Genomic DNA, 14,301 nt, shown 5'->3' with positions numbered 1-14,301 from the left:
ACCCTCTGAACAATGAGTGACTACCCCTTCGTCGCAGTGTTTACGCAGGCGACGGGCATCCACCCGTCGACGGCGCGCCTACTGACCATCGACGCGGTCACATTCGACGACTCCGGCCGCATGGGTGAGGACTTCCACGCCGTGGTCAACCCCGGCACCGACGCAGGCCCCGCCCACACCCACGGGCTGACCCCGCACGATTTCGCCCAGGCGCCGCGGTTCTCGCGCCAATTGCGCACCCTGGACAAGCTTCTCGACGACCGCACCCTCATCACCCACGACTCCCCCACCACCTGGGGCTTCATCGTCTCCGAGTCGAAGCGCGCCATGAACGCCGCCGCGCGGGCGAACCGGTCGCGGCGCGGGCGCGGCAACAAGCGCCGCCAGCGGGTGGGGCACGTGCCGCGTCCGGAGGCGATCGTCGACCTGCTCGCCAGCGCCCGCCGTCGAGGCCACGTCCCGGTGGACACCCGCATCAACGCGGTGGCCAACCTCATCGGTGTGGCCTCCCCGCCGGCCGAGGCGTCGCTGGAGCGCGCGCAGGTGCCGGAGGCGGAGTTCTCCCGCGAGCAGACCCTGAAACTTATCGCGATGTACCTGGAGATGGCCGGTGACGTGGTCTCACTCGACCCGGCCGACTTAACGGGCGACAAGTTCGGCCTGCAGCGCAGCGCGATCCGCGTCGACGCGGAAAAGGCCCCGGCGATCGCCGGCAACCCCGGCATTTTGGGCAAGGGGGGCTTGCGGCGCGGCATGGAGTTCGTCGTCGCCGACGATGTGGATGTCGACCCGGACGAACTTATCGACGCCGCCGTGCGCGCCGGCATGACCTACCGCGAAAAACTCACCCGTGAGACCTCCGTGACGGTCTCCGACGCAAAGATGCGCGGCGCGGAACTGCGCGGCAAGGCGATGCACGCCGACCGCAAAAACATCCCGGTGGTCTCCGGCGCGCGCTTCGCCCGCCTGGTGGGTGAGATGGGCGGCGCGGAGTAGCCTTATCCGCATGCAAGGACCCTTCTCCCGAGCCAGGGCTTACTTGGCGACGACCGCAGCCAACCTCGCCACCGCCGCCTCCCGCGCCACCGGCCGCGGCGCCGGCGGCATGATCGGCGGGCTGGTGGCGAATGCGATCGACCCGAACATTATGTCGTCGCTAAGCGGCGGACGCCCCACAGTGCTGGTTACCGGCACCAACGGCAAATCCACCACCACCCGCATGCTCGCCGGCGCGGTGCGCGCGAAGCGCACCGTGGCCACCAACGACGGCGGCGACAACATGGACGCCGGCATCATCTCCGCCCTGCTCGCCGGCAAGGACGCGGAGGCGGTGGTGCTGGAGGTCGACGAGCTGCACGTGCCCAAGGTCGCCGAGCGGCTCAACCCGGCCGCGTTCGTGCTACTCAACCTCACCCGCGACCAGTTGGACCGCGTCGGCGAGATCAACACCATCGAGCGCGCGCTGCGTGGCGCGGTGATGGCGCACCCGGATGCGGTGGTCGTCGCTAATTGCGACGATGTCCTCATCTCGTCCATCGCCTACGACCACCCCAACGTCGTCTGGGTTGCCGCCGGCGCCGGCTGGCTTGGCGACTCCGTGACCAACCCCCGCTCCGGCGGCCACGTCGTACGCACCGACGACGACTGGTACGCCGTCGAGCCGCTCCCCGACGGCCGCGAGTTCCGCCGCCCCGAACCCACCTACACCGTCACCGACAACGCGCTGCAAACCCCGCAAGGCGCAGCCGCGCTCGAGCTCAAACTGCCCGGCCGCGCCAACCGGGGCAACGCCGCCCAAGCCATCGCGGCGGCGGTGGAGGCGTTCCACGTCCCGCTCGACGACGCCGTGCGCGCCGCCGGCGAGGTGGATAACGTCGCTGGCCGCTACACCACCGTGCACCTCGGCGAGCGCGACGTCCACCTCATGCTGGCGAAAAACCCGGCCGGCTGGCAGGAGGCCTTGTCCATGGTCGACCGCGACGCCGACGGCGTGGTCATCGCGGTCAACGCGCAGCAAGGCGACGGCGAGGACGTCTCGTGGCTGTGGGACGTCAAGTTCGAGGACTTCGGCGACACGCACGTCGTCGCCGCCGGTGAGCGCGCCACCGACCTTGCAGTGCGCCTGACGTACGGCCGCATCGACCACGAGCGCATCGCCGACCCGGTGGAGGCGATCCGCGCCTGCCCGCCGGGGCGCGTGGAGGTGCTGGCGAATTACACCGCGCTGCTGAATCTGCGCCGCGCGCTTTCCAAGCAGGAGGATTACCGTGCCTAAACTCACCATCGGCCTGGTCCTGCCCGACGTGTTGGGCACCTACGGCGACGACGGCAACGCGCTCGTGTTGCGCGAGCGCGCCCGCATGCGCGGTGTCGACGCGCGGATCGAACGCATTTTGCTTGACGACGACATCCCAGCCACCTGCGACATCTACACCCTCGGCGGCGGCGAGGACGCCGCACAGTTGCTCGCCGCAGCGCGACTGAACGCGTCGCCGGGCCTTAAGGCGGCAGCTGCCGACGGCCGGCCGATTTTCGCGGTGTGCGCCGGCCTGCAGGTGCTGGGCCGCACGTTCCACGCCCGCGGCGGCGAGGTCGACGGCGTCGGTCTGCTCGATGTGACCACTAAGCCACTTAGCACCCGCGCCACCGGCGAGATCGCCACTATCCCGACGCGCGCCGGCATCACCGCCGAGCTCACCGAGCCGCTCACCGGGTTTGAAAACCACATGGGCGCCACGGTGCTGGGCCCGGAGGCGGCAGCGCTTGGCGACGTCACCCGCGGCGTCGGCAACGGCGCCGGTGTCGCAGACTCCACCGGCGGTGCGAAGGTGGACGGCGTGGTGCAGGGCAGCGTGATCGCCACCTACATGCACGGCCCCGCGCTCGCACGTAACCCCCAGCTGGCCGATCTCCTCATCGCGCGCGCACTCGACGTGCCGCTTGCGGATTTGGCCCCGCTGGACCTCGAGGACGTTTCCCAGCTACGCCGGGAGCGCCTCGCCAAATAGTTTGTCCATCACCCCGTGGTTGGTGTTTTTCACCGGGTAGCCGCGGGGTGAGATCCATACTGGGGCACCCCGGATCATCGCGATCCGGCCGCGCTTCTTCCGCCACGGGTCGTCGTCGTTGATGCGGTTGTGGTACCGGCACAGCGGCGCCAGGTTGTCCAGGTTGGTCTCACCGCCGTGTTTCCACGCGGTGACGTGGTGCAACTCGCAGGCATCGGCTCCGTGACGGCAGCCGGGGAACGCGCACACGGGTGAGACCATCTTCGCCAAATCGCGCTGCTTCTTATTCGCCCGCCGCTCGGTCCGGTACAAGTTCACCGCACCGGCCTCCGGGTGAAACGCGGCCACCTCGAGGATGTCGCCGAACTGGGCCGCTAAAAACTCCGCACCGGTCATCGTGGTGCCGTCCGACAAGGCCAACACGACGTCGTCGCCCTCGCCGGCCATAATCCGCACAAAGTCCGGCACCGCCACCGCGAGGATCGGCCGCGGCACCGCGCGCGCCACCCCGCCACCGCCGAAAAAGATCGACGCCAAATTCTTAGCGATCTGCTCCGCGGCCGGCTTCGCGGGGTCGATGCCTTGCCGGCCGGCGAACTCGATATCGGTGATCTCGCGTTCGTCGAGGGTTAAATGCAGCGTCTTCTTCCCGTTGCGGGCAGGGCCAAACTTCGCCGCATCGCTTGCCGGCGCGTCATGGGCCGGTACTACCTCGCGTGCCGCCTGTTCGATCGCCCGGTAGCCACCGTCGACCTGAAGCAGCGACAGCCGCAGCCCCCACCGCGCGGCCACATCCGACACCTTCGCGATGCGGCGTTCAATCAGCAGCAGTTCATCCAACGAAAACCCGCCCGCCCGTGCAAGCGCCTCACGCTGCTTACGGGTGAACTTCGTGGGCCCGAAATACACCGCCTGCAGCCGCGATAACGCCCGCGCCCGGTCCGGGGCGAAGCCTGCGGCCAGCGCAACGTCGAGGTCGAAGCCGGCCAGCGTCTCCAACGCTGACGCCGACATCGCCTCCACGAGTGCTGCAAACGAATTCATGCCCCAAACACTAAACAGCCCACCCCAAAGCACAAGACCCCGCCGAAAAACTGTGGATAACCCGCCCTACATCAACCGAAAGTTATCCACAGATCAGAGCTTCAACCGCCCGGAGAGGGCGCGCGACAAGGTGAGTTCGTCGACAAACTCCAAGTCCCCGCCCAGCGGCATGCCGGACGCCAGACGCGACACGGTCAGCGACCGGAAATCCTTCAGCAGCCGCGCGAGGTACGACGCGGTGGCCTCGCCCTCGGTGTCGGGGTCGGTGGCGAGGATGACTTCGGTGATGTCGGGGTTGTCGGCGCCGTCGACGTCGTCAAGCACTCCGCCAATGCGCTGCAACAGCGGCGCGATAGCGAGGTCCTTCGGGCCGACGTTGGCCAGCGGGTCGAGCGAGCCGCCGAGGACGTGGTAGCGCCCGGTGTACTCGCCGGTGCGCTCGATGACCTGGATGTCTTTCGCGTCCTCGACGACGCACACCAGCGACTTGTCGCGGCCGGAGTCGGCGCAGATGCGGCAGACTTCCTCGCGCGAGACGTTGTTGCAGATGCGGCAGAACGTCACCCCGTCGCGCACGGCGGCGAGCGCGGCGCGCAGCCTATCGATGTCTTCCGGCTCCGTCTTCAGCAAGTGGAACGCGATGCGCTGCGCGGACTTGGGGCCGACGCCGGGCAGGCGCGAGAATTCGTCGATAAGGTCTTGCAGCGGTCCTTCGAACACGCGGGGGTCCTTTCCGTGGCATGAAAAACGCGCCCGACCGAGTGGCCGGACGCGGAAGTAAGGCGAGTTAGATGATGCCGCCGAACGGGATGTCGCCCGGGCCTGCCTGCGGTGCGCCACCCTGCTGGCCGCCTGCTGCGCCGCCGGTCAGCGGTGCGATCTTCTCCTCGGCAAGCTTGCCGGCCTGCTCGTGGGCGTCGCGGTACGCGGCGAGGATGAGATCCTGCAGGGTCTCAACGTCCTCCGGGTCCACGGCCTCCGGCTTAATGGCCAGGTCGGTGATCTCGGCGCCGCCGGTCATGGTGACCTCGACGAGGCCGCCGCCTGCGGTGCCGGTGACCTCGGTCTGCAGCAGTTCCATCTGCGCCTGCTGCAGCGCGGCCTGCACCTCGGCGGCCTGGCGGATGAGTTCCTGCATGTCTTGCGGCTGGGTCATGATTGCAACCTTTCGTCGGTAGAGATTTATTGGCCATTGTACGCGTCGCGCTACAGCGGCTTCGCGCCGAGTTCGGTGGCGAGCAGATCCATGGCGACCTCGGTGGCGTCGCGGCGATCGGCGGTCTTTTCCCCGTCGCGCGCCTCTGTGATCATGTCGCGCTCCTCGTCCTCGCGCGTGTATTCTGGCTCGGCCTCCTCGTACGGCTCGGGCGGTTCGGGCGGCGGCGGGATCTCGTCGCGTTCGCGTTGGGCGCGCTCGGCGGCTTTTTGGCTCGCGGCAGCGACGGCGGCTTGCCAGCTGTTATCGGGTTTTTTCGGCGGGGCCGGGGCGGGGTCTTCGGGGGCTTCGCTTGACGACGACCCCTCCCCCGGTTTCCACACCTCCCTCGGCGTCGGCCGCTTCACCTGGGCCGCGTCCGGATTGGTCCCGACCACGCAGCGCACCTTCACCGGCGTGCCGAGCTTCTCGCTGAACACGGCGGCGATGTCGGCGTTGTTCTTTTCGGCGTTGATGCGCTCGGCAAGCGCGCCGGTGTGGTGGCCGACGACCAGGGTGTCGCTGTCGAAGCCCAAGGGTTTCGCCTCGGTGAGCATGATCTCCGCGACCTGGTTGCGCTGGCCGACGGATTGGCGCAGGCGCGTCCAGTCGCGCTCGATGCGTTCGTACAGGTCGTCGGTGTCTGGCGCATGCTCGGGCTGCGGTTCCGGTTTCGGTGCCGGCTCGGCCTCGGGCTGCTGGGCCGGCTCGGGTTTCGGCTCGGGCTGCGCAGGGGGCGCCGGCTGCGTAGGAGGTGCAGGTTCCGGCGCAGAAGGCGCGGGCGCTGGTTTGCGCTGCGCGTTGCGGGATTCGCTCGCGGCGGCGGCCGCGGCTGCTGCGGCAGCAGCGGCACCGCCACCAGAAGAAGAACCAGCGGCAGGAGCCGAAGGCGCGACCGACGCAGCGACACCAGCACCGCCAACACCACCACCGCCCCCGGAGACGGTGAGCAGGTGCGCCATCATGATTTCGAGGAGCAGGCGCGGCGAGGTCGCGCCACTTAAGTCGGGCAGGCGGTCGTTGATCTCGGTGGCCAGCGCAGAAAGTCGCGCGGCGGAGAATTGCTCGGCTTCGGCGGTGAGGATGTCGGTGCGGTCGGCGGGGGCGTCGACAAGCCCTTGCCCGAAGGCGTCGGGCACGGTGCGGATGAGCAGCAAATCACGCATGCGGTCGAGCAAGTCGAGTGCGAAGCGGCGCGGCTCGTGGCCGGATTCGATCACTTCGTCGATGGTGCGGAACATTGCGGAGCCGTCGGAGTTGGCGAGGGCGTCAACGGCGGCGTCGAGAAGCGTCAAGTCCGTGACACCCAGCAGCGGCAGCGCGAGGTCGTAGGTCAGCCCGTCGGGCCCGGCGCCGGCCAGAAGCTGGTCCAAAATCGACAGGGTGTCGCGGGGCGAGCCGCCGCCGGCGCGGATGACCAGGGGGTAGACGTTGTCGTCGACAACAACGCCCTCTTCGGCAACGACGCGCTCGAGCAGTTCGCGCATTGCCTGCGGCGCGAGCAGGCGGAACGGGTAGTTGTGGGTGCGCGAGCGGATGGTGCCCAGCATCTTTTCCGGCTCGGTGGTGGCGAAGATGAAGATCAGGTGTTCTGGCGGCTCCTCCACGATCTTGAGCAAGGCGTTGTTGCCCGAGGTGGAGATCATGTGGGCCTCGTCGATGATGAAGACGCGGTAGCGCGACTCGGCCGGGGCGAACATGGCGCGTTCGCGCAGGTCGCGCATGTCGTCGACACCACCGTGGGAGGCGGCGTCGAGTTCCATCACGTCCAGGTTGCCCGGCCCGCCCGGCGCGAGCGCGACACACGAGGCGCACACGCCGCAGGGGGTGGAGGTGGGGCCTTCGACGCAGTTGAGCGAGCGCGCGAGGATGCGTGCCGACGACGTCTTGCCGCAGCCGCGCGGACCCGAGAACAGGTAGGCGTGCGAAATTCTGTTGTTGTCCAGCGCGGTGGACAACGGTCGCGTCACCTGTTCTTGGCCGACGACCTCACCGAACGTTGCGGGGCGGTATTTCCTGTACAGAGCCACGCCGGTTAAGTGTACTAAGCCCCACGATTCCACTGCCCGACATCGGTGCCGCGGCGCCGCAGCCTGCGCGAAAGCACGTCGAGGCCTTGATCGCGGGCGATGTCGAATTCCTCGTCGGTAAGCCCCACCAGCTCGAGCAGCAGGGTGAGTTGGCCGGGTTCGCGGTTAAGCGGGGTGCCGCGGTCGAACAGTTCCGGCTCACGCAGCCACCCGTGGCGCACGTCCGCGCCGAGCCCGCCCAGCACACCTTCCAGCAGCATGCCGGGTTGCGCGGGCACGCCAAGCGTCTCGATCTCCCTCGCCGCGGCCACGACAGCGCGCCCGAGCGTGTGCTTGTCGACGACTCCAGCCGCGACGATTTCGCATCGCACGGCGGTGGTGGGGTCGTCGTCAAGCGAAAGCCCCGTGTCTACCTGGGAGAAGCCGACGGTGCACGCGGCGGGGCGGTCGTTGATGCTGGTCAGGGCGATGGCGGAGGCGTCGATAAGCGTCAGCTCGATGTCCATGAAGGAGCCGAGCCACGCGGCGATCTGGTCAGCGGTCATGGGCCTCGATGCAGGCGAGCAGCACGCAGGTGGCCACGCCGTCCATGGCAGTGCGGACCTCGTCGAGCGGCGGCAGCGACGGCGCGAGGCGGATGTTGGTGTCGGTCTCGTCCACACCGTGCGGGAAGGACGCGCCCGCCTTGGTCAGGGTGATGCCGGCGTCCTTGGCCAGCTCCCAGACGCGGGTCGCGGAACCGCCCTTGATGTCTAAGGAGATGAAGTAGCCGCCGGCCGGCTCGGTCCACTCGGCGACCCCGTAACCGCCCAGTCGCTCCTCCAGAATCCCGATCACGGCCTCGAACTTCGGCGCGAGCGAGGAGGCATGTTTGCGCATCTGTTCGCGCAGGCCCTCGACGTCGCCGAAAAAGCGCGCGTGCGCGAGTTGGTTGACCTTGTTCGGGCCGATGCCGCGGATGGAGGCGTGCGACTCGTACCACGCAAGGTTCTCCGCCGAGGAGGCGAAAAACGCCACACCAGCGCCGGCGAACGTGATCTTGGACGTCGACGACATGTACCAGAAGCGGTTCGGGTTGCCGTTTTCCTCGGCGAGCGCGAGCACGTTCGGATTATCCGGGAACTCACCATCAAGCGAGTGCACCGCGTACGCGTTGTCCCACACCACGCGGAAATCGGGCGCGGCCGCCTCCATCGCGGCGAGCCGCTCGGCGGTCTCGGCGGAGTAGCTAATCCCGGTCGGGTTGCCAAATACCGGCACTGCCCACATGCCCTTGACCTGCGGGTCTTGCACTAGCTTTTCGACGACATCCATGTCCGGGCCGGTCGGCGTCATCGGCACCTGGATCATCTCGAAGCCAAAGTGCTCCGTGATGGCGAAGTGGCGGTCGTAGCCCGGCACCGGGCAGATCCACTTCACCTGCTCCTCGTCCTTCCAGGGGCGCTCGGAGTCGTTGTTGCCCCAGATGTACGACCAGGAAATCAGGTCGAACATGATATTCAGGCTGGAGGAATCCTCCGCGACCAGGCTGTCCGGGTCCAGGCCGAGCGCTTCGGCCCACAGGTCGCGGATGTCGCGGATGCCCTCGAGGTTGCCGTAGTTGCGCACGTCCGCACCGGTAGAATCGGTGTAATCGTCCTCGCCCGGCAGCGCCAGCAGCGCGTTGGAGAAGTCGAGTTGTTCGCTCGACGGTTTGCCGCGGGTGAGGTTGAGGTTCAGGTCGCGGGCTTTGAGTTCGTCGTAACGCGCCCGCGTCTCCTCCGCGAGCTGCGCGAACTGGTCGTCGGTGAGGTCCGTAAGTGACATGCGCTCCATCGTACAAGCTGTGTCCTACCCCACACATAGTAAAGGGACCTCACGCACCTGCCAGAGCTCGCTGACCCTTGCTGCGTTCCCGCCCTGGGGGAGTTCACAAGATAACACCGCGTGAGATCCTGGATGACACTGTAGCCACCCCACCAACCGGAACACAACCTGCGTGCCCCACCAGCAGTTTTGGCGGCGCGGGTGGTGTGCATTAATATGTCCGGAGACGCTTTGAAGGGCGCAGCCCGGAGAAGTTGCTCGCTGGAGGATTCGACTAGCGGCCTATGTCACACGCCTGGAACGCGTGCGGGTTTCACGACCCTCGTGGGTTCAAATCCCACATCCTCCGCCACCTTTCGCCCCGCGGTTTTCGCGGGGCTTTTTTGCTACCGTTTATGGGTTAAACGACAAAAAGTGTGTCTGGTCCGGCGTGTCGTGGGGGTTAGATTTGGCCTTTTTGGATGCCGATTGAGTGGGTGTAGTTGGTGTCGATAGTGTTGTCGTAGAGGGCTGGTCGTCCTGTTTCGTGGTCGGCTTGGTTCTCGTTTCGGGTCAGGGTGGATACTTTGGCGAGTTGGCCCTGTCCCCAGTTGGACTGCTTGGCGATTCGTACTGGGTCGTCAGGCAGTTCCGTTTTTAGGTAGAGCCACCAATCCAGCATCCGGCGTTGGTGTTCGCCGGTTCTGCCGCGGTGTGTTCTGGCGAGCAGTTTGAGCTGGGCGTTGATGCCGCCTTCCAGGCTGTTGGTGGTGCGTTTTATCTGGTCGGGTTCTAGCACTCCGTCGGGTGGGTTGAGGTAGACAAACAGCATCTCGGATCGCCAGAGGTGGTTGAGACTGTTGTAGGCCTTGCGCACATTCGGATGCGTGAACACCTTGATCCAGCTGCCTGTTTTCGGATCCTTCACGAGCGTCTTCTCGCCCATCCAGGTGCGGTAGATCGTGTGGAATTCCTGCAGTTGCGCACCCCACTGGGCGGCTTGATCCAAGGTGGTGATCCGGGTCAGTTTCAGCGCGAGCTGGTAGATCGTGCGGCCAGCATCGGTGCGTGGCCGGGACGTGGTGTAGCGGCGCACCACCCGTTGGGCATGTACGAGGCAGCGTTGGATTTTGGTTGTGGGCCAGCACTTTTTAATCGCGCTCAATGCTCCTTGGCCGCCGTCGATGACGGCGATGAGTGGGGCTTCGATGCGTTCGAGCAGTCGTTGGTAGTCGCGGGTGGTTTCGTGTTTGCACCAGTGCCAGGCAATGACGTGGTCGATCGTCGCCGCGACGATTAAACAGCCGCCGGCGGTGTAGGTGCCGTCGAGAAACACCTGGTCGTAGACCCGTCCGACGTGCCCGGTGGTGGGATCCGGCACATCGACGAGCCAGCACGGTTCAAAGCGGCGTTGCAATGTTCGCGGCGAGCATCCCAGACGGCGGGCAGCAGTATCGAGGTTGACGCCAGTGGTGAGGTGATCGATGAAGGCGCTGAATACTGCTGCGTTGGTGATGTCGCTGCGGCGCTTGACGCTGGAGGCACCGCATTGTTTGCAGCGCCACCTAGTGGTGCCTTTGCTAGTAGTGCCGTTGCGTTTCATTTCGCCGCCGCAGAAGCAGCGTGGTCGGTTCTTTGGCATTGCGACACCACACCACGCCGCGTGTAGCACACCACGGCAGCCACACCGTGGATTTCCCGTCCGGGAGCCAGATATATGCTCCTGGAGCATATATATTCCTAAAACCCAGAGGTCAACCTCTGAAAATCAGCGATTCCGGACACACTTTTTGTCGTTTAACCCCCGTTTATCCCCGTGACCACGCTTGACCGCCTCGCCGAACTGCTCGACGTCAGCGCCTACACCGTCGCGGACGCCGGCATGATCCCCCGCGCCATTGCGCTCGCCGCCGCCGACGAGTTGGGCGTGCCCTACGAAGACGCCTGGACCGCCGAGGACATCGCCGACGCCATCTTCGACAACTTCGCGCAATACGACGTGGGCGCCGGCATCGAGTCGCGCTTACGCACGCTGCTCGCGATTATCGACGACCACTTCGCCGACCAGCGCACCCGCGAACGCAAAGCCCGCACCTCCACCTTTGAGCGGCTTACAGCCGGCGGCTTCACACCCGCGACAACCAAATTGGAGGCCGTCAACCGCATCAGCGCGCTGACCCACTCCGGGCCGGAAACACTCGGCCCCGGCTCGAAGGAGCGCAAGTCGGTGCTGGTCAACCTGGCGACGAAGCTCGACGCGGCCCCGGTGGAGGCGACGAAGATCGAGCTCGGCCGCTGGATCGCCGAGCAGCTAGGCGGCGAGTGGGACCGCCGGCACTTCTCCTCCGGCTACACCATCACGCTGACGGGCCTAAACAACCTGTTACACCTGGCCACCCAACATTTTTCCGGCCCGCACCCCTCTGCCCTGCTGGAGGCCAACGCGCTCGTCGCCGGCGCCGCCGAAGCCTTTAAGCGAGGGGACGTCGAATGGGACCAGGCGCCCTTCGACGGCCGCACCTGCGTGGAGGAGATGTTCGCCGCCGAATACCGCAACCGCAACCAAACGGAGTGGTTTGCCTGGTACGCCGAGTTCAAAGTCCTGCCGTACTACGCAGCGAAGTTCAAGGGCGGGCCGGTGACCATCGGCAACACCGAATTCGACTACCAGGGCACCCGCACCTGGGATTTGAAGGTGCACTCCTTCGACAGCAAGGCGGACCGCACGCCGCTCAACGACCAGTATTCGATCGACCTCGCCGCCACCGACGGCGGGGTTGGCTTCATCGTGGTCAACACCGTGCCCGATTTCACCGGCGAGGCAGACTTCTACCGCTGGCACATGGAAAAACGCGGAAAGGACGCGACCAACCGCAAGCCGAACTCCCGCAAGCTCAAGGTCGCGCACACGATCACCAGTATCGAGGCCTATTACTTCGACGACACGGAAGCTATCGAGCGCGCCATCGAGCAGGGCGCGATCAAGGTATTCAACCAGGGCCGCCAGCAGGACGGGTCACCACGCAAGCCGAAGTACGAAATGGACATGGCCCGCGCCCGCGAACACGGTTCCTTGCTCACGGCACTTCCGTGAGGTCCTGGGCGTAGGCGGCCGCGACGTCTACATCAGCACCGAATACCGCCCGGTTGAGCCGCTCCACCAGCGCGAACGGGTGCTTCACGTTCTCGTTGACGATGCCGGCGTTGAGTTTGGTGACGATGTTGGTCTGTTCGGACGCGCGGATGTCGTCGATAAGCGAAGGCTCGATGTCGGGCACCGGCACCGACATCAGCACGCGGCGGGTCAGGCTCACGCCGCCGTCGTGCCAGCGCCACCACAGGTACGGCGCCGACGAGTTCAGCGTCATGGCGGCGAGGTCGCGGTCGTGCGCGGAAGCGAAGTGCAGCACCTGCTTCGAGCGGCGGCTTAACTCACCGAACGCGGCGGAGACGTAGTAGCGCGGCGTGGTGGCCACGGTCAGGGAAAACTCGGTGGGGCCAGGCACGGCGAGGTCCGCGATCGTGCGCTGCCAGCCGCGCATCTGCTCGTACACACCGTGGTGGTCGGGGTGGATTTTCAGCCACTCGCCGGCCCCGCCGATCTGGCGCGGCGCGAGCAGCGACGGCGCCTTGTCGAGCAACGCGGCCCGCGACGCTGCCCGCCAGCGCAGAATCGGCGTGATTCGCCACGTGTCCCCGTCCGGCGGGCACACGGTCACGGCGGCGCGCACGAAGTTCGTCTTCGACGTGTTCGACGAGCCGAACTTGTAGCCGCGGAACAGGGTGTCGGGCACGTTGTCGAAGACGGTGATGTCGCCGCCGGCGAGGTGGTCGTCGAGAAGCAAGCGCAGCCCCGCGAACTTCGGCGCGCCGAGGTACGACGCGGGGGTGACGGCGATGAAGCCGCGGCTGGTGGTGGCGACGCGCTCGAGGAAGTACGCGAACAAGTCCCTGGTCGCGGCGGTGGCGAAGGCGTTGTCGCGCGCGGTGGAGGCGTACGGCGGGTTCATGATGACGAAGTCGTGGGGCGGGATGTCGTCGTGAAGAAAATCGGCCGCCACACTGCGCGCTGCGAGCGCCTCGAAACCTGCGGTGTCGCCCGGCGCGAGGAAGTGCGCGAGCAACACCGCCGCAGTTTTAAGCGCGACCGGGTCGATGTCCACCAGGTTCAAATGCTTAGCGACGAACTCCGCGCTGTCGCCCTCGTACTGCTGCGCCAAATGCCACGCGAGCACCCCGGTGCCGCAGCAGGGATCCACCCAGGTGCCTTCGGGGAACTGGCGGATGTTCTGGGCCATGAACGCGGCGGCATCGTCGGGGGTGAAGTACTGGCCGGCGTCTTTGCGGGCTTTGCTGTCGGACAAAGCGAGGAAGGCCTCGTAGCAGACGGCGATCTCCCCGATCGTCAAGTTGTCGAACACATCTTCTGCCAATGGCGCCACGCCCAGATAGGCTTCCACCGTCTGCGCAAGGTCGGGCCGCAGCGCGTTCGAGTGCGCCGCAATTCCCCGCAGCCACGCCTGCTGGCCTGCAATTTCGGGGTGTTCGCGCAGGCGGTTGAGCGTGGCGGTGACACGCTTGGCGGAGAAGTTCGGACGATGAGGCACGGTAGGCGAGCTTATAGCTCTTTTCCGCGCGCCCCAACCGGCACTGTTCGTATACTCGGGCGCATGATCGACGCAAAGCTTTACGACGCAATTAACAGCCAAGTCACCGAGGAATACGCCGCCGCCTACATCTACCGCCACCTGGCCAACGAGATGGACGCCTTGTCCTTTCCGGGACTGTGCGAGTGGTTCACCGCTCAGGCGGCCGAGGAGTGCGATCACGCGCAGAAGTTTGCCAAGCACCTGATCGACCGCGGCGAGCACGTCAAACCGGGCCCCATCCAGATCGACGCTCCCGCCATCGAGGGCCCGCTCGACGCGTTCAAGGCCGCGCTCGAGCACGAGAAGAAGGTCTCCGAGCAGATCCGCCAGATCACCCGCCTTGCCGACGAGGTCGGCGACCTCGAGTCCCGCCCGCTGCTCAACTGGTTTTTGGAGGAGCAGATCGAGGAGGAATCCACCGTCGGCGAGATCGTCGACCAGCTCGAACTCGTCGGCGCGGACGGCTCGGGGCTGTTGCGTATCGACGCCCGCCTGGCCGGCCGCTCCACCGACACCACCGTGTAAGTAACTGTGTAAGTAAACGCCGCACGAACTTACGCTAAACTCCCCGCGAAATCGCACTCCCCGGG

Annotated in this window: 13 protein-coding genes, 1 tRNA gene and 1 other RNA gene; 6 read left to right on the top strand and 9 right to left on the bottom strand. The window is 66.4% G+C overall.

What is annotated here, in order from left to right; translation table 11 throughout:
- Positions 1-12 precede the first annotated feature (12 nt).
- Genes IAU68_RS00665 through IAU68_RS00655 form a run of 3 tightly spaced genes read left to right on the top strand, consistent with a single transcriptional unit; the run spans position 13 to position 3,008 of the window.
- Positions 13-996 carry an exonuclease domain-containing protein gene (locus IAU68_RS00665; RefSeq protein WP_171193168.1) on the top strand — a complete coding sequence of 328 codons (984 nt, stop codon included), beginning with the start codon at positions 13-15 and terminating at the stop codon, positions 994-996.
- A gap of 10 nt (positions 997-1,006) precedes the next feature.
- The gene (locus IAU68_RS00660; protein WP_171193167.1) at positions 1,007-2,275 is read left to right on the top strand and encodes a Mur ligase family protein; all 1,269 of its coding nucleotides are present in this window, start codon (positions 1,007-1,009) and stop codon (positions 2,273-2,275) included.
- On the top strand, positions 2,268-3,008 hold the full coding sequence (locus IAU68_RS00655) for a type 1 glutamine amidotransferase (RefSeq protein ID WP_171193166.1): 741 nt from the start codon (positions 2,268-2,270) through the stop codon (positions 3,006-3,008). Before IAU68_RS00660 ends, IAU68_RS00655 begins: the two co-directional genes overlap by 8 nt.
- Here the strand turns inward: IAU68_RS00655 and IAU68_RS00650 are convergent.
- The 7 genes from IAU68_RS00650 to ffs form a co-directional block, all read right to left on the bottom strand.
- Positions 2,982-4,052, bottom strand: coding sequence for an HNH endonuclease signature motif containing protein (locus tag IAU68_RS00650; protein WP_171193165.1), 1,071 nt, complete (start codon positions 4,050-4,052; stop codon positions 2,982-2,984). The genes IAU68_RS00655 and IAU68_RS00650 overlap by 27 nt on opposite strands.
- A gap of 93 nt (positions 4,053-4,145) precedes the next feature.
- A complete protein-coding gene (recR, locus tag IAU68_RS00645) occupies positions 4,146-4,772 on the bottom strand; it encodes a recombination mediator RecR (protein ID WP_171193164.1) in 627 nt (208 codons plus the stop codon).
- 67 nt (positions 4,773-4,839) lie between these two features.
- Positions 4,840-5,208: a YbaB/EbfC family nucleoid-associated protein gene (locus tag IAU68_RS00640; protein WP_171193163.1), complete on the bottom strand. Its 369-nt coding sequence runs from the start codon at positions 5,206-5,208 to the stop codon at positions 4,840-4,842.
- Between the two features lie 50 nt (positions 5,209-5,258).
- Positions 5,259-7,277, bottom strand: a complete 2,019-nt coding sequence (locus IAU68_RS00635) for a DNA polymerase III subunit gamma and tau (protein ID WP_171193162.1) — start codon at positions 7,275-7,277, stop codon at positions 5,259-5,261.
- Positions 7,278-7,291: 14 nt separating this feature from the next.
- Positions 7,292-7,822, bottom strand: a complete 531-nt coding sequence (locus IAU68_RS00630) for a hypothetical protein (protein ID WP_171193161.1) — start codon at positions 7,820-7,822, stop codon at positions 7,292-7,294.
- Positions 7,812-9,083: an aminotransferase class I/II-fold pyridoxal phosphate-dependent enzyme gene (locus IAU68_RS00625; RefSeq protein WP_171193160.1), complete on the bottom strand. Its 1,272-nt coding sequence runs from the start codon at positions 9,081-9,083 to the stop codon at positions 7,812-7,814. The genes IAU68_RS00630 and IAU68_RS00625 overlap by 11 nt, the downstream gene beginning before the upstream one ends.
- Before the next feature lie 37 nt (positions 9,084-9,120).
- Positions 9,121-9,216, bottom strand: an RNA gene (gene ffs, locus IAU68_RS00620) — signal recognition particle sRNA small type.
- Between the two features lie 130 nt (positions 9,217-9,346).
- Here ffs and IAU68_RS00615 point away from each other — a divergent pair.
- Positions 9,347-9,435: transfer RNA gene (locus tag IAU68_RS00615), tRNA-Ser, on the top strand.
- Between the two features lie 90 nt (positions 9,436-9,525).
- On the opposite strand, the gene IAU68_RS00610 is transcribed toward IAU68_RS00615, so the two are convergent.
- Positions 9,526-10,704 carry an IS1249 family transposase gene (locus IAU68_RS00610; RefSeq protein WP_171193159.1) on the bottom strand — a complete coding sequence of 393 codons (1,179 nt, stop codon included), beginning with the start codon at positions 10,702-10,704 and terminating at the stop codon, positions 9,526-9,528.
- 174 nt (positions 10,705-10,878) lie between these two features.
- Between IAU68_RS00610 and IAU68_RS00605 the strand changes: the two genes are divergently transcribed.
- Complete coding sequence (locus IAU68_RS00605) at positions 10,879-12,156, top strand: hypothetical protein (RefSeq protein WP_171193158.1); 1,278 nt, start codon at positions 10,879-10,881, stop codon at positions 12,154-12,156.
- On the opposite strand, the gene IAU68_RS00600 is transcribed toward IAU68_RS00605, so the two are convergent.
- Positions 12,140-13,669 (bottom strand): N-6 DNA methylase, encoded by a 1,530-nt coding sequence (locus tag IAU68_RS00600; protein WP_202880125.1) that lies wholly within the window; start codon positions 13,667-13,669, stop codon positions 12,140-12,142. The two genes, IAU68_RS00605 and IAU68_RS00600, sit on opposite strands and share 17 nt — an antisense overlap.
- Before the next feature lie 66 nt (positions 13,670-13,735).
- On the opposite strand from IAU68_RS00600, the gene IAU68_RS00595 reads away from it, so the two are divergent.
- Complete coding sequence (locus IAU68_RS00595; protein ID WP_171193332.1) at positions 13,736-14,236, top strand: ferritin; 501 nt, start codon at positions 13,736-13,738, stop codon at positions 14,234-14,236.
- Positions 14,237-14,301: the final 65 nt, after the last annotated feature.

Origin of the sequence: Corynebacterium lujinxingii, from assembly GCF_014490555.1 — a bacterium.
GTDB classification, from domain to species: domain Bacteria; phylum Actinomycetota; class Actinomycetes; order Mycobacteriales; family Mycobacteriaceae; genus Corynebacterium; species Corynebacterium lujinxingii.
The sequence above is the reverse complement of the archived record's forward strand: the minus strand, read 5'-3'. Positions and strand labels throughout refer to the sequence as shown.